Annotated in this window: 18 protein-coding genes; 6 read left to right on the top strand and 12 right to left on the bottom strand. The window is 68.3% G+C overall.

What is annotated here, in order from left to right; genetic code table 11:
- Positions 1–4: 4 nt before the first annotated feature.
- From lptB to ACTIF6_RS14635, 6 genes are all read right to left on the bottom strand, one after another.
- Positions 5–763, bottom strand: coding sequence for an LPS export ABC transporter ATP-binding protein (gene lptB / locus ACTIF6_RS14660; protein WP_439588657.1), 759 nt, complete (start codon positions 761–763; stop codon positions 5–7).
- A 5-nt stretch (positions 764–768) separates the two neighbouring features.
- On the bottom strand, positions 769–1,416 hold the full coding sequence (lptA, locus tag ACTIF6_RS14655; protein WP_439588656.1) for a lipopolysaccharide transport periplasmic protein LptA: 648 nt from the start codon (positions 1,414–1,416) through the stop codon (positions 769–771).
- Positions 1,417–1,627: 211 nt separating this feature from the next.
- Entirely contained in the window at positions 1,628–2,272 is a 645-nt protein-coding gene (locus tag ACTIF6_RS14650; protein ID WP_439588655.1) for a thiol:disulfide interchange protein DsbA/DsbL, read from the bottom strand.
- Between the two features lie 68 nt (positions 2,273–2,340).
- Positions 2,341–3,009, bottom strand: coding sequence for an SPOR domain-containing protein (locus ACTIF6_RS14645; protein ID WP_439588654.1), 669 nt, complete (start codon positions 3,007–3,009; stop codon positions 2,341–2,343).
- Between the two features lie 14 nt (positions 3,010–3,023).
- Complete coding sequence (argS, locus tag ACTIF6_RS14640) at positions 3,024–4,697, bottom strand: arginine--tRNA ligase (RefSeq protein ID WP_439588653.1); 1,674 nt, start codon at positions 4,695–4,697, stop codon at positions 3,024–3,026.
- 12 nt (positions 4,698–4,709) lie between these two features.
- The gene (locus tag ACTIF6_RS14635) at positions 4,710–5,624 is read right to left on the bottom strand and encodes an HTH-type transcriptional regulator ArgP (RefSeq protein ID WP_439588652.1); all 915 of its coding nucleotides are present in this window, start codon (positions 5,622–5,624) and stop codon (positions 4,710–4,712) included.
- Between the two features lie 101 nt (positions 5,625–5,725).
- On the opposite strand from ACTIF6_RS14635, the gene ACTIF6_RS14630 reads away from it, so the two are divergent.
- The 6 genes from ACTIF6_RS14630 (at position 5,726) to ACTIF6_RS14605 (ending at position 11,293) form a co-directional block, all read left to right on the top strand.
- Complete coding sequence (locus tag ACTIF6_RS14630; protein WP_439588651.1) at positions 5,726–6,358, top strand: LysE/ArgO family amino acid transporter; 633 nt, start codon at positions 5,726–5,728, stop codon at positions 6,356–6,358.
- A gap of 55 nt (positions 6,359–6,413) precedes the next feature.
- Positions 6,414–7,064 (top strand): LysE family translocator, encoded by a 651-nt coding sequence (locus ACTIF6_RS14625; protein ID WP_439588650.1) that lies wholly within the window; start codon positions 6,414–6,416, stop codon positions 7,062–7,064.
- Positions 7,065–7,181: 117 nt separating this feature from the next.
- A complete protein-coding gene (locus tag ACTIF6_RS14620) occupies positions 7,182–8,519 on the top strand; it encodes an NAD(P)/FAD-dependent oxidoreductase (RefSeq protein WP_439588649.1) in 1,338 nt (445 codons plus the stop codon).
- A 31-nt stretch (positions 8,520–8,550) separates the two neighbouring features.
- Positions 8,551–9,324 carry a lysophospholipid acyltransferase family protein gene (locus ACTIF6_RS14615; RefSeq protein ID WP_439588648.1) on the top strand — a complete coding sequence of 258 codons (774 nt, stop codon included), beginning with the start codon at positions 8,551–8,553 and terminating at the stop codon, positions 9,322–9,324.
- Positions 9,321–10,082, top strand: coding sequence for a glycosyltransferase family 2 protein (locus ACTIF6_RS14610; protein ID WP_439588647.1), 762 nt, complete (start codon positions 9,321–9,323; stop codon positions 10,080–10,082). Before ACTIF6_RS14615 ends, ACTIF6_RS14610 begins: the two co-directional genes overlap by 4 nt.
- A gap of 5 nt (positions 10,083–10,087) precedes the next feature.
- Entirely contained in the window at positions 10,088–11,293 is a 1,206-nt protein-coding gene (locus ACTIF6_RS14605; RefSeq protein WP_439588646.1) for a cation:proton antiporter, read from the top strand.
- Here ACTIF6_RS14605 and fabG read toward each other — a convergent pair.
- Genes fabG through ACTIF6_RS14575 form a run of 6 tightly spaced genes read right to left on the bottom strand, consistent with a single transcriptional unit; the run spans position 11,274 to position 16,014 of the window.
- The gene (gene fabG, locus ACTIF6_RS14600) at positions 11,274–11,996 is read right to left on the bottom strand and encodes a 3-oxoacyl-ACP reductase FabG (protein ID WP_439588645.1); all 723 of its coding nucleotides are present in this window, start codon (positions 11,994–11,996) and stop codon (positions 11,274–11,276) included. The genes ACTIF6_RS14605 and fabG overlap by 20 nt on opposite strands.
- Complete coding sequence (locus ACTIF6_RS14595) at positions 11,993–12,442, bottom strand: hotdog family protein (protein WP_439588644.1); 450 nt, start codon at positions 12,440–12,442, stop codon at positions 11,993–11,995. Before ACTIF6_RS14595 ends, fabG begins: the two co-directional genes overlap by 4 nt.
- Entirely contained in the window at positions 12,439–13,230 is a 792-nt protein-coding gene (locus ACTIF6_RS14590; protein ID WP_439588745.1) for a beta-ketoacyl synthase chain length factor, read from the bottom strand. Before ACTIF6_RS14590 ends, ACTIF6_RS14595 begins: the two co-directional genes overlap by 4 nt.
- Entirely contained in the window at positions 13,230–14,432 is a 1,203-nt protein-coding gene (locus ACTIF6_RS14585; RefSeq protein ID WP_439588643.1) for a beta-ketoacyl-[acyl-carrier-protein] synthase family protein, read from the bottom strand. Before ACTIF6_RS14585 ends, ACTIF6_RS14590 begins: the two co-directional genes overlap by 1 nt.
- A complete protein-coding gene (locus ACTIF6_RS14580; protein ID WP_439588642.1) occupies positions 14,429–15,217 on the bottom strand; it encodes a class I SAM-dependent methyltransferase in 789 nt (262 codons plus the stop codon). Before ACTIF6_RS14580 ends, ACTIF6_RS14585 begins: the two co-directional genes overlap by 4 nt.
- The gene (locus ACTIF6_RS14575; RefSeq protein WP_439588641.1) at positions 15,214–16,014 is read right to left on the bottom strand and encodes a polysaccharide deacetylase family protein; all 801 of its coding nucleotides are present in this window, start codon (positions 16,012–16,014) and stop codon (positions 15,214–15,216) included. The genes ACTIF6_RS14580 and ACTIF6_RS14575 overlap by 4 nt, the downstream gene beginning before the upstream one ends.
- Position 16,015 lies beyond the last annotated feature (1 nt).

Below are 16,015 nucleotides of genomic sequence, written 5' to 3'. Positions count from 1 at the left end.
CGGCTTACATTCGAAAGTGTTCGCCGAGGTACACCCGGCGGACGTCGGCGTTCTCGACGATTTCGGACGGTGTGCCGCTGGTGAGCACGTGGCCGTCGTTGATGATGTACGCGCGGTCGCAGATGCCCAGCGTCTCGCGCACGTTGTGGTCGGTGATGAGCACGCCAATGCCGCGCGACTTGAGAAAACCGATGATGCGCTGGATCTCGATCACGGCAATGGGGTCGATGCCGGCAAAGGGCTCGTCCAGCAGGATGAAGCGCGGGTCGGTGGCCAGTGCACGGGCGATTTCGACGCGGCGGCGTTCGCCGCCGGAGAGCGCAGGTGCGGGGGAATCGCGCAGGTGCTCCACGTGCAGGTCCTGCAGCAGCCCGTCGAGCCGGCTCTCCACCGCATCGCTGCTCAGGGCCTTGCCCTTTTCATCCACCTGCAGTTCCAGCACGGCGCGCACGTTTTCGGCCACGCTGAGCTTGCGGAAGATCGAGGCTTCCTGGGGCAGATAGCCCAGCCCCAGGCGGGCGCGGCGGTGGATCGGCAGGTCTTCGATGGCCCGGCCATCAAGCAGGATCTGCCCGGCGTCCGAGCGCAGCAGGCCGACCAACATATAGAAAGACGTTGTCTTGCCCGCTCCGTTGGGACCGAGCAAGCCCACCACTTCACCCTTGAAGACGGCCAGCGAAACGTCCTTGACCACCTTGCGGCTGCCATAGGCCTTCTGCAGGCCACGCGCCTCCAGCCGACTGACGGCGGGACTGCTGGGCATCGCCGTCACTGACGGCCCTCTTCGATCTGGGGACTGGGCCGCAGCGTGGCCGGCGGTGTGGGCGCGGGGGGAGGGGCCGAACCCGGCGCCGCTTCCTTGGGCACCGGTGAAAGCATGGCCCGCACGCGCCCGGTGGGGTTGGAGGCGGTGCGGTTGGCGCTGCCGCCATCCACCGTGAACACGTCCGTGGTGTTGTTGTAGACGATCACGCTGCCGGTGGTCTCGTCGCTGAGCTGCGTGCCCTTGAAACGTTTCATGACCGCGTTGCCGATGAAACGCACGGTGTCGGCCCGGCTGTCGTACTCGATGCGCTGGCCGGTGCCCTCGATGAATTCGTCCACACCATCGCGCTTCTGCCGGAAAAATGCCGGCGCGGCAGGGCCAGCGGTGACCGTGCCGAACTGGTTGCCCTGGGGGTCCTGCCGCACCTCCACAACCGCCCCCCGGATCAGGATCGTGCCCTTGGTGATGACCACATTGCCGGTGAACACGCTGACCTGGCGCGCGTCGTCGTAGCGAAGCGAATCGGCCTCGGCATTGAGCGGCTGGTTGCGGTCGGCCTTTTCAGCCAGCACCGCACCACTCCACCCAAGCCCTGCCGTGAGGCAGGCGGCGAAAGAAACAACTCGAAACAAGTGAGGGAATGCAGGCATGGGGATATGAGGGCACGAAACTTGCATTCATTGTAGCGGCGCAGACACCGCCAGATGGCTTGCGAAACCGCTTTGTGCAAGCGATCCGGCATTCCGTGCAAATGTTGTCAGGCCGAGCGAGCAGCCTGATCGAGAGACACCGAGGAACCGGCTTTGCCGGGCCTCAGGTGTCGCCCCCTAGAGGGGGTCGCGCAAAGCGCGGCGGGGGTGCCTACCCTTTCCTCGCTTCCGCTATCAGCGCATCCGCCACCACCAGCGTGCGAGGCCCCTGCCCGCTGATGTAGTAACGCCCGGCCACACCCAGGGCGGGCGTGCCCTCCACGCCGTACTCGTCCTGCAGCTTGGCGGCACGGGCGGCTTTTTCACCGGTGGGCCCGCTGTTGAATGTCTCGGTGAAGCGGGCACGGTCCACGCCCTGCCTGGCCACCCAGTCGACGATGGCCGCTGGCGTGGTCAATGGCAGGCGCTCTTCATGGATGGCGGCGAACACCTTGGCGTGCAGCTTCTCCACCAGGTTCATGGACTCCAGCGAGTAGTACAGGCGCTGCATGGGCACGAAGGCGGGACTGAACGCCACAGGCGTGCGGCGCACCACCACATGGGCGGGCTGCTTCTTGATCCAGGCGTCGAAGATCGGCTCGAAGTTGTGGCAATGGATGCAGCTGTAGGCGAAGAACTCCACCACTTCCACCTGGCCGGCGGTGCTCTGCACGGGGGCTTGTCGCGGCAGGCGGACGAAATCCACGCCTTCCTTGGGGCCGATGCGCTGTGCCATGGCCGGGTTGAGCGTCAGGCCGCCGACGGCGCCCAGCGCGGAGCCAGCCAGAAGGGACCGGGAAAAGACGCGACGTTGCATGAAATCAGACTCCTTGATACACCCTGTGGGCAGGCCCGGTTGGGCCGGCCGCGCCGCCAAAAGTTCCTTCAGCGCTGAACCCGGACCAGCGCCGCTTCAACGCCATTGACCTGGAGCTGCTCCTGGGTGAGATCGGCCATCGCCTTCTGGGTGAACGGACCCACGCGCACGCGGTAGACCGTGCGGCCAGACTGTTCACGCTCGGTGATGGCGGCGTCGATGCCGAGCATGGCCAGCTTGGCGCGCTGCGCTTCGGCGTCGTCTTGCGAGCGGAAAGCACCGGCCTGCACGAAGTAGGTGAACGGATCGGCACCCGCTGGCAGGGGAGCGGAAGCTGCGGCGGCGGGCGTGGCCTGGCCCATGCGGGATTGCGCCAGATCGCCCAGCGGATCGGCAGCAGGCGCGGGCAGGGGGCGGCCATCGGCCGGGGGCACCACGATGGCGCCGGCCTGCCCTGCGGGCGGGACGGCCGCAGCGGGTGGTGGAACAGCCGGTGCACCGGCCGCAGGCGGGTTGCGGCTCAGTGTGCTGTTCGGATTCCAGCCCTTGTTGCGCTCGGCCTCCAGCGCGTCGAGATCGGAGTTGCGCGAGACGCCCCGGTCCACGAAGGGAATCGGCACGCGGGTGACGTACACCGCCACGGCCAGCGCCACACCCAGCCCCACGAGCAGACCCACCACGAAGCCGATGAGCGTGCCGCCGAGGGTGCTGCGCGCCTGAGGGGATTTCTTTTTCATTGCAGGTTTCACCATCACATCTTCTGCGGGGCACCGACGCCCAGCACAGCCAGACCATTGTGCAACACCTGCGCCGTGGCGGCGACCAGCGCCAGCCGCGCGTTTTTCACCGCCTCGTCGTCGACCAGGATGCGCTCGGCGTCGTAGTAGCTGTGGTAACTGGCCGCGAGCTCGCGCAGGTAGAAAGTGACGTCGTGCGGCGCGAAGTCGCGCGCGGCGTCGGCCAGCATGGCCGGGTACTTCGCCAGCAACAGCATGAGGGCCTGCGCGGGCGCGCTGTCGAGCGCGGCCAGGTCGGCGTCCTTGAGCGTGGCCACGTCGCCACCCCACGAGGCCAGCACCGAGCAGATGCGCGCGTGCGCGTACTGCACGTAATACACCGGGTTATCGTTGTTCTTCTGCACTGCCAGGTCCACGTCGAAGGTGTATTCGGTGTCGGGCTTGCGGCTGAGCAGGAAGAAGCGCACCGCGTCCTTGCTGGTCCACTCGATCAGGTCGCGCAGCGTCACGTAGCTGCCCGCACGCTTGCTGATCTTCACCTCTTCACCCCCGCGCACCACCCGCACCATGGTGTGCAGCACGTAGTCGGGGTACCCCTGCGGAATGCCCACGCCAGCGGCCTGGAGGCCGGCGCGCACGCGCGCAATCGTGCCGTGGTGGTCGGTGCCCTGGATGTTGATGACCTTGGTGAAGCCGCGCTCCCACTTGGCGATGTGGTAGGCCACATCGGGCACAAAGTAGGTGAACGAACCGTCGGACTTGCGCATCACGCGGTCCTTGTCGTCGCCGTAGTCGGTGGACTTCAGCCACAGCGCGCCGTCCTGCTCGTAGGTCTTGCCGGCGTCGATGAGTTTCTGCACCGTGGCCGCCACGCGCCCACTCGTGTACAGACTCGACTCCAGGTAGTAGTGATCGAATTTGACCGCGAAGGCCTGCAGGTCGAGGTCTTGTTCGTGGCGCAGGTAGGCCACGGCGAACTGGCGCATGCCGTCCAGATCGTTCACGTCGCCGCTGGCGGTGAACTCGCGGTCGTCGGACTTCACGGTCTTCTTCGCCAGGAAATCGTTGGCGATGTCCTGGATGTACTCGCCGTTGTAGGCCGCTTCGGGCCATTCGGCGTCGCCGGGCTTGACGCCCTTGGCGCGCCACTGCGTGGAGGTGGCCAGCGTGCCGATCTGCACGCCCGCGTCGTTGTAATAGAACTCGCGGTGCACCTGCCAGCCCTGTGTCTGGTACAGGCTGCAGATGGCATCGCCCAGCGCGGCCTGGCGGCCGTGGCCCACGTGCAGCGGACCGGTGGGGTTGGCCGAGACGAACTCGACCATGAGCTTCTGCCCGTTGGACGGCTGCACACCGAACCCGGAGCCAGCGCCCAGCACCTCGCGCACGATCTGCTGCTTGGCTTCGGGCTTGAGGCGGATGTTGAGGAAGCCCGGGCCGGCCAGGTCGATATCGGACACCCAGCGCTGGTAAACAGGCTGCGCCAGCAGCGCCGCGCGCAGGTTCTCGCCGAGCTGGCGCGGATTCAGCTTGAGCGGCTTGGCCAGTTGCATGGCGGCGGTGCTGGCGAAATCGCCGTGCGCGGCCACCTTGGGCGATTCGAACGCTGCCCTGGCGCCTGCGCCGGGAGACAGCGTTTCCAGCTCGGCGGCCAGGCCGTCGAGCAATTCCTGTTTGATCTTGAGCATAAGGATGGGATTTTAGGCGGGGGGCCGCAGGTGCTCGCGCGCCGCGGTCTTCACCGCCGCGGTGAGCCGCTGGGCCGAAATCGATTCGTGCGCCCAGTGCTGCCAGTACAGCACCACGTCCACCGCCGCCCCGGGCAGGATCTCTTCGAGGCCCGGGCGCTTAGCGAGGTGCTGCTCGGGCACCATGCCCCAGCCCAGACCGAGTTCGAGAGCGGTCTCGAAAGCTTCCACCGCGGGCGCGAAATGGCGCGGGTAATGGGGCTGGCGCAGGCCGAAGTGCTGTTCCAGGAAGGCGTCCTGCAGCGCGTCCTTGCGGTTGAAGATCACCGCCGGCTGCGCCAGCAGCTTGTGCGGCGACACGGCTCCGCGTGGCGTGCGGCAGCGCCGCACCAGGTCGGGCGCACCCACGCAGAGGTAGCGCATCACGCCCAGCGGCTCGGCCACGCAGCCACGCATGGCACTGGAAAGCGTGGTCACACAACCCATCACGTCGCCGCTCTTGAGCGCGTCGTGCGTGTGGTCCTGATCGTCGATCACGATTTCCAGCACCAGGTGGTGGCGCCGCAGCAGCGGCGCCACGCCGGGCAGGAACCAGCTCGCCACCGAGTCGGCGTTGATCGCCACCGACAGGCTCTGCCACCGCACGCCGCCTTGCCCGCTCTCTCCCGCCATACCGCCCTGCAGGCCATCGAGCAGATCCGCTTCCATCAAGCGCACCTGCTTCACATGGCCCAGCAAGGCCTGCCCGGCTGGCGTGGCACGCACCTGCTTGCCGCGCACCAGCAGGCGCTGGCCCAGCGTGTCTTCCAGCGATTTGATGCGCAGCGACACGGCGGCCAGCGTGAGTGACAGGGCCTGCGCGGCCGGGCCGAAGCCGCCGTGTTCGACCACGGCGGCCAGGGCTTCCAGTTGGCGGGCGTCCAGCATGAATCACTCAATTTATTTTGAATTGATTAGAGTTTAAGTTAACTTGGTTTAATTTGTATGCAATCCAGGCCACACTGCGATCCATTCATCTGGAGTTCGTCATGGCCCTCGCTTTTCCCACCTTCACCGCCGGCATGGTGCTCAGCATGTCGCTGATCATGGCCATCGGCCCCCAGAACGCCCACGTGCTGCGTGTAGGCCTGCAGCGCCAGCACCTGTGGCTCACCGTGCTGGTCTGCGCGCTGGCCGACGTGGTGCTCATCGGCCTGGGCGTGCTCGGCCTGGCGCAGCTCGGCGGCCTTTCGGACAAGCTGCATGGCGCGCTGATCGGCGCGGGCATGCTGTTCCTGGCGGTGTATGGCTGGCAGGCCTTCCAGCGCTTCCTGCATCCGCGCCACGTGGCGCTGGAGAACGCCTCGGCCCCGGTTGTGGCCGAACCGGTCTCGCGCCGCCAGGCGGTGCTCTCTGCGCTGGCCTTCTCCTGGCTCAACCCCCACGCCTGGCTCGATACCGCCGTGCTGATCGGCACCGCCTCGCTGGCCTACGGCCAGGGCAGCAAGGTGTTCGGCCTGGGCGCAGCCACCGGTTCGCTGGTGTGGTTCCTGGTGCTCGGCACAGCCGCCTTCTGGCTCGGCCGCCGACTCAATTCGTTGAAGGTGTGGCGCGCACTCGATGGCCTCGTCGCCCTGATGATGTGGGGCACCGCGCTCTGGCTGCTGTCCAGTCTGTTCTGAGTCCGCCTTGGGCCGGGGCAGGTACAGTCGCAAAACCGCGACGAAGCCCTGCCCCATGTCCGACCTCCTGCCCCCCTGGCCGCTGCTCTCGGCCTTCATGCTCGCCAGCCTGGTGCTGGCGGTCACGCCCGGGCCCGGCGTGTTCTACATCCTGGCTCGCAGCCTTTCGCAGGGACGGCGCCATGGCATGGCTTCCGTGGCGGGCGTGGCGCTGGGCAACTTCGGCAACGCGGTGGGCGCGGCGCTCGGCCTGGCCGCGCTGTTTGCGGTGTCGTCGCTGGCCTTCACGGTCGTCAAGATCGCGGGCGCGGCCTACCTCGTGTACCTGGGCATCCAGGCGATCCGCACACCCGAAGCCGCACCGGGTGATGCGTTACCGTCACCACAAAGCCTGCGCCGCATCTTTCGCGACGGTTTCCTGGTGGCGCTGCTCAACCCCAAGACCGCGCTCTTCTTTGCCGCCTTTCTGCCGCAGTTCATGGCGCCGCAGGCGTCGGTGATCGGCCAGAGCGTGGCCCTGGGCGCCCTCTTCGTGGTGATCGCGGCGCTCAGCGACACGGCTTACGCGCTGGCGGCCGGGTGGATCGCCCCCCGGCTGGGACGCCTGGGTGGCCTGCGCCGCGCGGGACGCTACCTCACCGGTGGGGCTTTCATCGGTCTGGGTGTGCTGGCCGCACTGGCCAGCCGGCGCGACGCCACGCCCTGATGAGGGCCACGCCGTGGCACTCTGTTACAACGTTTGACTGACGGCCGGTACAATTTCCGACCGTCCACTGCCCCGGCACCACAGGCCTGTTCGACACGGCTCCTGCGGTGTGTCCTCATGAACCAAGACCCACAGGGACCCGAACGTCAGGCCTGCGACGTTCTCGTGATCGGCGGGGGGCCGGCCGGCTCCACCGTTTCGCCTTTGCTGGCCCGCCTGGGCCACCGCGTCGTGCTGCTCGAGAAGGCCCATCACCCTCGCTTCCACATTGGCGAATCGCTGCTGCCGGCCAACCTGCCCTTGCTCGAACGCCTGGGCGTGGCCGACGAAGTGCGCGCCATCGGCCAACACAAGCCGGGGGCCGAGTTCGTTTCACCCCACCACGAACATTCGCAGACCTTCCTGTTCGCCGAGGCCTGGGACAAGTCCATGCCCGCGGCCTACCAGGTCAAGCGCGCGGAGTTCGACGAGATCCTGATCCGCAACGCCGCACGCGAAGGCGTGCAGGTCCACGAGGGCTGTCAGGCGAAGTCGGTCGAATTCCTGCCCGACCGCACGGTGCGCGTGAGCGCCACGCACGACGACGGCCGCACCACGGTGTGGGATGCGAAATTCCTGGTCGATGCTTCCGGAAGAGACACCTTTCTGGCCTCGCGCTTCAAGATCAAGGACCGCAACCCGAGCCACAACAGCGCCGCCATCTACGGCCACTTTGGCAACGCGCGGCGCAACGAGGGCGAGTCCGAGGGCAACATCACCGTGTTCTGGTTCGACCACGGCTGGTTCTGGTTCATCCCTCTCACGGGTGGCGCCACCAGCGTGGGCATGGTGACCTGGCCGTACCACATGAAGACGCGCGGCGGGCGCAGCCTGCAGCAGTTCATGATGGACAACGTGGCCACCTGCGCCGGCCTGGCCGAGCGACTGAAGGATGCCGAGCTGCTCACCCCGGTGGAGGCCACCGGCAACTTCTCGTACTCGGCGCGGCACAACCACGGCGACAACTACCTGATGCTGGGCGACGCCTTCACCTTCATCGACCCGGTGTTCTCGTCGGGCGTGTGGCTGGCCATGAGCGGCGGTGAACTCGGCGCGCAGACCATTCACACCTGCCTGCGCGAACCTGCGCGCGCGCGCGCCGCGCTCAAGCGCTTCGACCGCCAGATGCGCCACGGCCCGAAAGAGTTCTCGTGGTTCATCTACCGTGTGACCAACCCGGTGATGCGCGATTTCTTCATGGGGCCCAGCAACATCTTCCGCGTCAAGGAAGCGCTGCTGTCCATGCTGGCCGGCGACATCTTCGGCCGCACGCCGATCTGGCGCTCGCTGCTGATGTTCAAGGCGCTTTATTACGGCGCCAACGTGCTGCAACCCCGACGCGCCTTCGCGGCCTGGCGTCGGCGCCGCCACAACGTCCGCCCGGCCGACGACGCCGCGCTGGCGCACCCGTCGTGAGCGTGACCACCCGCCGGCCACTGCCGTCCCGATGAGCGCGCGCCTGCGGTCCACATCCCTGCCGTGGGGCGTGTACGAACACCTCGCGATGGTGCTGGGGTTCTGCGCACTGGCACTGCTCTGCCTGGCCTGGTTGCCATTGGCGTTCGCGCTGCGCCCGGTGCTGCCGCAACGGCTGGGCCAACGGCTGGGACGCCGGGTGGTCATGCACGGCTTTCGGCTCTACATTGGCCTCTTGCGCCTGCTCTGCGCCTGCCGATTCGACATCGAGGCCATCGACGCGCTGCGCGACCAGGGCCCGATGGTCATCGTCGCCAACCACCCCTCGTTGCTGGACGCCGTGCTGATCACCTCGCGCCTGCCCAATGTGGTCTGCGTGATGAAGGCCGAAGTGATGGACAACCCCTTGTTCGGTGCGCCTGCGCGCATGGCCGGTTACGTGCGCAACGAACCGCCGCTGCACGTGGTGCTGCGCTGCCGCGAGGCCTTGCGGCAAGGGGCCCAGGTGGTGATCTTTCCTGAGGGCACGCGCACTCCGGGCTACCCGGCCAACCCGGTCAACCCGCTGTCGCGCACGGCCGCCCTGATCGCCTCGCGCGCGGGTGTGCCGGTGCAGACGCTGATCATCGAGTTCTCCAGCCCCTACCTGGGCAAAGGCTGGCCGTTGCAGCGAGCACCGCGCCTGCCGCTGGCCGGCCGCATCCGCCTCGCCCAGCGATTCGAGCCCCCGCGCGATCCCCGTGCTTTCACCACCGAGCTGGAGGCGCACCTGCGCGCCGAACTCGCCAGACCCACGACACCATGACGCCGAAGCACAGCACCTCGCACCTGGTCCTCATCCCCAGCTACAACCCAGGCCGCAAGGTGCTGGAGACGGTGCGCGCTGCCCGCGCGCAATGGACGCCGGTGTGGGTGGTGGTCGACGGCAGCACCGACGGCTCCGCCGACTGGCTGCGCGAAGAAGCCGCCACGGACCCCGGCCTGCGCGTGCTGGTGCTGCCGAAGAACCGTGGCAAGGGCTCCGCGGTGCTCGAAGGCATCACACGGGCGGCGCAAGCGGGCTTCACCCACGCGCTGACCATGGACTCCGACGGCCAGCACCCAGAGACGCTGATTCCCCACTTCATGGCCACCTCGCAGGCCTCGCCGGATGCCATGGTGCTGGGCAAACCGGTGTTTGGACCGGAAGCGCCCGCACTGCGCGTGAACGGTCGCAAGGTGTCCAACGCCTGGGCCAACCTGGAGACGCTGGGCATGGGCATCGGCGATTCGCTCTATGGGTTTCGCGTCTACCCCATCGCACCACTGATGCGCGTGATGCACAGCACCCGTTTCATGCGCCGCTTCGATTTCGACCCCGAGGCGGTGGTGCGGTTGTGCTGGGCCGGCGTGCGGCCGATCAATGTGGACGCGCCGGTGCGCTACTTCACGCCGCAGGAAGGCGGCGTGTCGCACTTCAACTACCTGCGCGACAACCTGCTGCTGAGCTGGATGCACACCCGCCTGTTTGCCGGATTCGTGCTGCGCCTGCCGCTGCTGCTGTGCCGGCGCCTGTTCGGCTGAGCGACATGAACACCACCGAGATCTACCTGATCGCCATGGCGATCATCTTCACCGTGCCGTGGCTGATCTGGCGTGTGGCGCGCACCGACTATTGGGCACCGCTGGTGGTGGTGCAGATCGTCACCGGCATCCTGCTCGGTCCCGGCGTGCTGGGCAAGGCGTTCCCCGAATACCACGCCTTCGTGTTCAACCCGGTGGTGACCCAGTCGCTCAACGGCATCGCCTGGTGGGCGGTGATGCTGTTCGTGATGATCGCCGGCGTGGAGCTGGATCTGCGGCAGGCGTGGAAGCAGCGGCGCGACAGCGGCATCACCGCCGGGCTGGCCCTTGGCGCGCCCATGCTGGCGGGGTGTCTTGCCGCGGTGCTGCTGCTGGGCCAGGCTGGCTGGATCGGCGCTTCGGCGAGGCCGTGGCAATTCGTGCTGGGCGTGGGTATGGCCTGCGCGGTCACCGCGCTGCCCATCCTGATCCTGCTCATGGAAAAGCTGCAGGTGCTGCGCCAGCCGCTGGGCCAGCGCATCCTGCGCTACGCCAGCCTGGACGACATCGCCATCTGGGGGGTGCTGGCACTGATCCTCATGGACTGGCAGCGCGTGGGCAGGCAGGTGGTCTTCGTGCTCGCGTTCGCCAGCCTCGCCTGGGTTTTCCGCCGCCTGATGCGCTGGCTGCCCGAAGGCGACCGCTGGTACATCGCCCTGATCTGGCTCGCCGTGTGCGCCTTCGGTGCCGACTGGTGCGGCCTGCACTACATGGTGGGGGCCTTCCTGGCCGGGGTGGTGATGGACGCCGAATGGTTCGACCAGGACAAGCTCGACCAGCTGCGCCACCATGTGCTGCTGGTGATGATGCCGGTGTTCTTCCTCTCCACCGGCCTGCGCACCGAATGGGGCGTGGGCGGCGTGGCGGTGTTCGGCGCGGCAGCGCTGCTGCTGGTGGCCTCGGTCGGCGGCAAACTGCTGGGTGTGCACGCCGCCGGGCGATGGCTGAGATGGCCCGCCGGGGAAGCCTCCATCATCGGCTGGCTGCTGCAGACCAAGGCCCTGATCATGATCATCTTCGCCAACGTGCTGCTGGACAAGCACATCATCACGAACGAGACCTTCACCGCCCTGCTGCTCATGGCCGTGGCCAGCACCATGCTGACCGTGCCGATGGTGGCGCCGAAGCTGCGCGGCACAAAGCCCGCTGTCGTCAGGCCATCGCTCCGTTGATGGAAATGACCTGGCCGCTCACGTAGGCGGCTTTGTCGGACACCAGAAACGCCACCAGCTCCGCGACCTCATCGGCGCGGCCCGCGCGCTGCATGGGCACCAGCCGCTTGATGGTCTCGGCATCAAAGGCCCCTTCGATCATGTCGGTCTCGATGATGCCGGGCGCCACCGCGTTGACGGTGATGCCCCGGCTGGCAAGTTCGAGCGCGAGCGCCTTGCTCGCCGAATGCAGCGCACCCTTGGCCGCTGCGTAGTTCACCTGACCCCGGTTGCCCATGATCGCCGTCACCGAGGAGATGCTGACGATGCGGCCCCAGCGCGTGCGGATCATGGGCATCGTGAGCGGCTGCGTCACGTTGTAGAAACCGTTGAGCGAGACGTCCACCACGCGGTCCCATTGTTCGCCGCTCATGCCGGGGAACACCGCGTCGTCGTGCACGCCCGCGTTGTTCACCAGGACCTGGATCGCGCCGGCCTCGGTGAGCGCGGCCAGCGCGCTCGCACAGGCTGAGCGATCGGTCACATCAAACGCCACCGCCTCGGCGCTGCCTCCGCTCGCACGAATGGCTTCGGCGGTGGCCTCGGCCTTGTCGAGCGCGCGGTGGGCGTGCACGATGACGTGGTGGCCGTCAACCGCCAGGCGCTGGCAGATGGCCGCGCCGATACCGCCGCTGCCGCCAGTGACCAGCGCCCTTTTTTTCATGGGTGTGCCCCCGGTTCAAGTTGTTCGGCGTCCAGCACCACCGCCGCGCGGCCTGCGAGCAGGCAGCGCTCGCCATGGTGCAGGCTGAAGCGGTAGAGCACCTGGTTGCTGTCGCCCGAGAGGCGTTCGGCGCGCACGCAGAGCGGGCCTTCCAGATCGTCGAGCCGCTCCACATGCAGGCCGACACCGCGCACGCTGGTGAGGTAACCCTGGCGCGGCGCGTCCTCGGCGCCTGCCACGAGTGCGCCATGAACGGCCATGGCCTGCGCCGCGTACTCGATGCCGCTCGCCGCGCCCAGGCGCCCCGCCGCCCGCAGCGGATGCGCCGGGTCGGTGTGGCCGGTCGCCCGGCACTCGATGTGGTCGGCCGACCATTCGCTCACGGCGTCCAGCAGGCACATGTCGCCCTGGTGGGGAATGTGGGCGGCGATCCAGTCGCGGTTCATGCGGCCTCGATCCGCACCGCCAGCTGCAGGCCGGGCAGATAGTCCAGACAGGCCTCGCCCCACTCGGCGCGTGCGAGACGCTCCAGCATCGGCAGGCCCCGCAGTGCGGGCACGCTCGCGCGCAACGGCTCCAGTGTCGCGTGCTGCCAGGGCGTGGCGCTGGCGTCGGTGGTCCATGCGGTGAGGCGGGCCAGCGAGCGCGGCGTGGCCACGGGCTCGAGCAGCAGGCCCACACCGGCGCAATCGGGCAGCGGGCGCACGCCGTGCAAGGGCTCGGGGTACTCGCTGTCGTAGGCCATCAGCAGGGTCGACTGTTGGTCGAGAACCACTTGGCCCAGCGCGTCGAGCAGGCCGGCGCCGAAGCTGCCGTCGTAGGCGCACAGCACCTGGCAGGGCGCCATGGATTTCGTGGCGATGCCCCAGTAGCCGGCGGGCGCGTTGTGCACCGAGTTGTGGAAACGCGTGGGCGAGATGTGGCGGTCTTCGGTGGCCAGTTGTTCGCAGATCGCATGGCAGTTGTGTCCATCGGACCCCGACGCGGTGAACACCGTGGCCAGGCGGGCCACGTCGTCACCTGCGGCGGCCTCCAGGCCCAGGCCCAGTGCGAGCTTGATGACGCGGCTGGCGCGGCGGCGCTCGGCCGGCGGCAGGAGCGCCGGCACCGGCAGCACCGAGGGCGCCGTTACCCAGGGCGCTTCGCCGCGCAGCACCGCGCGCGCGCTCGGCCAGTCGGGCAGGCCAGGTGCGATCAGGCCGATGCCGTTGATCCAGGCGGTGAGGGGCGTGATCACTGGAAGTCTCCCGCGCCCAACACCAGGCTGCAATTGCTGCCGCCGAAACCAAACGAGTTGGTCAGCACATGGCGCAGCGTTGCAGGGGCGCCGCGCAACTGGTAGCGAAGCGGAATGGCGGGATCGAGCTCGCGCGTGCCGGGACTGCCGGGCAAGAACTGCTCGCTCAGCGCAAGCGCGCACAGCACGGATTCCACCGCGCCGGCCGCACCCAACGTGTGGCCGGTGGCGCCCTTGGTGGAGGAACAGATCACGCCCTCGCCAAACACGGCGGCCACGGCCTTGCCTTCGGACACGTCGTTGGCGGGCGTGGCGGTGCCGTGCAGGTTGACGTAGTCAATGTCGCTGGCCCCGAGGCCCGCCGATCGCAACGCGGCCTGCATCGCCAGGCGCGCGCCCAGGCCTTCAGGGTGCGGAGCCGACATGTGGTGCGCATCACTGGACTCGCCCGCGCCCAGCAGCCAGAGCGTATCGGCGGCAGCGCCAGCGGATCCCGCGCGCTCCAGCAGGGCGTAAGCCGCGCCCTCGCCGATGGAGATCCCGTTGCGCCCGGCGTCGCACGGGCGGCAGGGTTCGCGAGACGTGAGTTCCAGCGAGGCAAAGCCGTACATCGTGGTCAGGCAAAGGGAGTCCACGCCGCCGACCAGCGCCGCGTCGATGGTCCCCAGTTCGATCTGGCGTGCAGCGGCGGCAAAGACCTTCGCACTTGACGAGCAGGCGGTGGAAATGGCGGTCGACTGGCCGGTGATGCCCAGGTGCTGGCGCAGGAACTCAGCCAGCGCGTAAGGGTTGTGCGTGGTGGCGTAGCCGAAGTCGGCGGGCAGCGCACCGGTGGAGGGGTCGCGCCGGCGGTAGGCGAGTTCGGTCTGCAGGATGCCGGAGGTGCTGGTGCCCATGAACACGCCGACGCGGCTCGCGCCATGGCGCGCCACGGCCTCGCGCATCCGCTCGTCGAAACCATCGGCCTGCAGCGCGAGCATTGCCAGGCGGTGGTTGCGGCAGTCGTAGGCGGCCAGCGCCTCGGGCAGCACGACATCGTCCACACCGGCCACTTCGCCCACCCAGGTCGGCAGGTCCACGGTTTCGAAGGCGCAGGGCGCGAGGCCGCTGCGGTTCTCGCGCAGGGCCTCGCGGTGCGCGTTCAACCCCACACCCAGGCAGGTGGTGACGGTGCAGGCGGACAGCAGCAGGGGCTTCACGAGGGCAGACGAAAAACAGGGTCGCGCATTGTCTCAGATGGTGGCAGGTGAACGCGCGCCGTTCGGTGCGGAACCCGACAAACCAGCATCACATTGGCAAAGGGCTTGCGCCCGCTCATGGGTTGGGTTTCCACCACGAAGCCCAGGCGCTCGAGTTCGGCCACCCAGTCGGCCAGCGTGCGGCAGTACAGCGTGGGCAGGCGGTGTCCTCGGGCGTAGGTCACCAGGCGGTCGACGCCGTTGCAGATGCGGTGGGGCAGACCGGCGCTGGCGTCGCCGATGCGGGTGAGGAACACGCCGCCCGCAGGCAGGGCCTGCCGGATGCGCGAGAGCACCTCGCGCTGCTGCACGTGGCTGAAGTAGTGCAAGGCGTCCAGGATCAGAACCGCATCGGGACGGCCAAAGTCCACCGCATTCATGTCGCCCTGCTCCACGCACACCACCGGGTGCTGCGGGCCGAAGGCGCGCGCCGCCCGCTCCACGTCCTTCTGCATCAGCTCCACCCCGCGCAACCGGCGTGGCTGCGGGGGCGGTGCCCAGCCGGCGGGCCAGTGCCCCTGGTCGTGCAGCCGGCGCGCCGCGAGCAGCCAGGCAAACAGACTGCCCTGGCCACAGCCCAGATCGAGGTAGTGGCCTCCCTCGGGCAGCAGGCCCCGGCGCAACATTTCGTGAAAGATGTTGTCATGGCCGAGCTTGCCGCGTGCGTAGTGATGCGCAAAGTGCCCGCTGGGACGAAAGGTCTGGCTGGCCTCGGCCACCAGGAGTTTGAGGAAGGGTCGGTTCATGGAACGGAATCGGCCAGGGTGACGGGATGCAGATCGCGCTCGGCGATGCGGCGCAGCAGGCGCGGCAGCACCGCGAGGATTACCGGCTCACCATCGGGCGTTCGGGCGCCGTGGCCGTCGTGCATCAGCACGATGTCGCCCGCATCGAGGCGAGCGGTCAGGCGCTGGAACACGCGCTCGGCGTCGCCGGTGCGGGTGTCGTAGGCGCGGCGCGTCCAGGTGGCCAGCGTCAGGCCCAGGCCGTGCAGCACCGGATCGAGGAAGGGATTGCGCAGACCCGCAGTGGCGCGGAAGAAACGCGGCGCCTGGCCGGTGATGCCGGTGAGCGTGGCCTGCGCCAGCGCAATGTCGCGCCGCATGCGGGCCGGGCCGAAAAGCGAGAAAGCGTTGCTGTGCGCATGGCCGTGGTTTTCCACGCGGTGGCCGCGCTGCACGATCTCGCGGCACAACGCAGGATGCCGCTGCGCGAGATGGCCGATACAGAAGAAGCTGGCCTTCGCATTCGCCGCGTCGAGCAGGTCGAGCACGCGCGGTGTGACCTCAGGGTCGGGGCCGTCGTCGATGGTGAGTGCGATCTCGCGCCGCTGCGCGGCGGCCTCGGGCAGGCGGATCAGGTTGGGGCCGAGCAGGCGCGAGCTCGGCCAGAGGCCGGCACCGGCGAGCAGCGCGTGGTTGGCCACCAGCGCACCCAGGGCCCACGGCCAGGCGGCGGGCACCAGCACCGTGCCCAGCGCGGCCACGCCGTGCGCGGCGGCGCTGGCACGCAGGAAGGGGGAGGGCGTCCACCGGGTCGTCATG

Origin of the sequence: Hydrogenophaga sp., from assembly GCF_051860785.1 — a bacterium.
Classification (GTDB): Bacteria; Pseudomonadota; Gammaproteobacteria; order Burkholderiales; family Burkholderiaceae_C; genus Hydrogenophaga.
Note: the sequence above shows the minus strand (reverse complement) of the source record. Positions and strands in the feature narration are given on the sequence as shown.

Excerpts from the sequence above, each read along its gene's own strand:
- lptB (WP_439588657.1), bottom strand. The coding sequence starts at position 763 with ATGCCCAGCAGTCCCGCCGTCAGTCGGCTGGAGGCGCGTGGCCTGCAG.
- lptA (WP_439588656.1), bottom strand. The coding sequence starts at position 1,416 with ATGCCTGCATTCCCTCACTTGTTTCGAGTTGTTTCTTTCGCCGCCTGC.
- ACTIF6_RS14650 (WP_439588655.1), bottom strand. The coding sequence starts at position 2,272 with ATGCAACGTCGCGTCTTTTCCCGGTCCCTTCTGGCTGGCTCCGCGCTG.
- ACTIF6_RS14645 (WP_439588654.1), bottom strand. The coding sequence starts at position 3,009 with ATGAAAAAGAAATCCCCTCAGGCGCGCAGCACCCTCGGCGGCACGCTC.
- argS (WP_439588653.1), bottom strand. The coding sequence starts at position 4,697 with ATGCTCAAGATCAAACAGGAATTGCTCGACGGCCTGGCCGCCGAGCTG.
- ACTIF6_RS14635 (WP_439588652.1), bottom strand. The coding sequence starts at position 5,624 with ATGCTGGACGCCCGCCAACTGGAAGCCCTGGCCGCCGTGGTCGAACAC.
- ACTIF6_RS14630 (WP_439588651.1), top strand. The coding sequence starts at position 5,726 with ATGGCCCTCGCTTTTCCCACCTTCACCGCCGGCATGGTGCTCAGCATG.
- ACTIF6_RS14625 (WP_439588650.1), top strand. The coding sequence starts at position 6,414 with ATGTCCGACCTCCTGCCCCCCTGGCCGCTGCTCTCGGCCTTCATGCTC.
- ACTIF6_RS14620 (WP_439588649.1), top strand. The coding sequence starts at position 7,182 with ATGAACCAAGACCCACAGGGACCCGAACGTCAGGCCTGCGACGTTCTC.
- ACTIF6_RS14615 (WP_439588648.1), top strand. The coding sequence starts at position 8,551 with ATGAGCGCGCGCCTGCGGTCCACATCCCTGCCGTGGGGCGTGTACGAA.
- ACTIF6_RS14610 (WP_439588647.1), top strand. The coding sequence starts at position 9,321 with ATGACGCCGAAGCACAGCACCTCGCACCTGGTCCTCATCCCCAGCTAC.
- ACTIF6_RS14605 (WP_439588646.1), top strand. The coding sequence starts at position 10,088 with ATGAACACCACCGAGATCTACCTGATCGCCATGGCGATCATCTTCACC.
- fabG (WP_439588645.1), bottom strand. The coding sequence starts at position 11,996 with ATGAAAAAAAGGGCGCTGGTCACTGGCGGCAGCGGCGGTATCGGCGCG.
- ACTIF6_RS14595 (WP_439588644.1), bottom strand. The coding sequence starts at position 12,442 with ATGAACCGCGACTGGATCGCCGCCCACATTCCCCACCAGGGCGACATG.
- ACTIF6_RS14580 (WP_439588642.1), bottom strand. The coding sequence starts at position 15,217 with ATGAACCGACCCTTCCTCAAACTCCTGGTGGCCGAGGCCAGCCAGACC.
- ACTIF6_RS14575 (WP_439588641.1), bottom strand. The coding sequence starts at position 16,014 with ATGACGACCCGGTGGACGCCCTCCCCCTTCCTGCGTGCCAGCGCCGCC.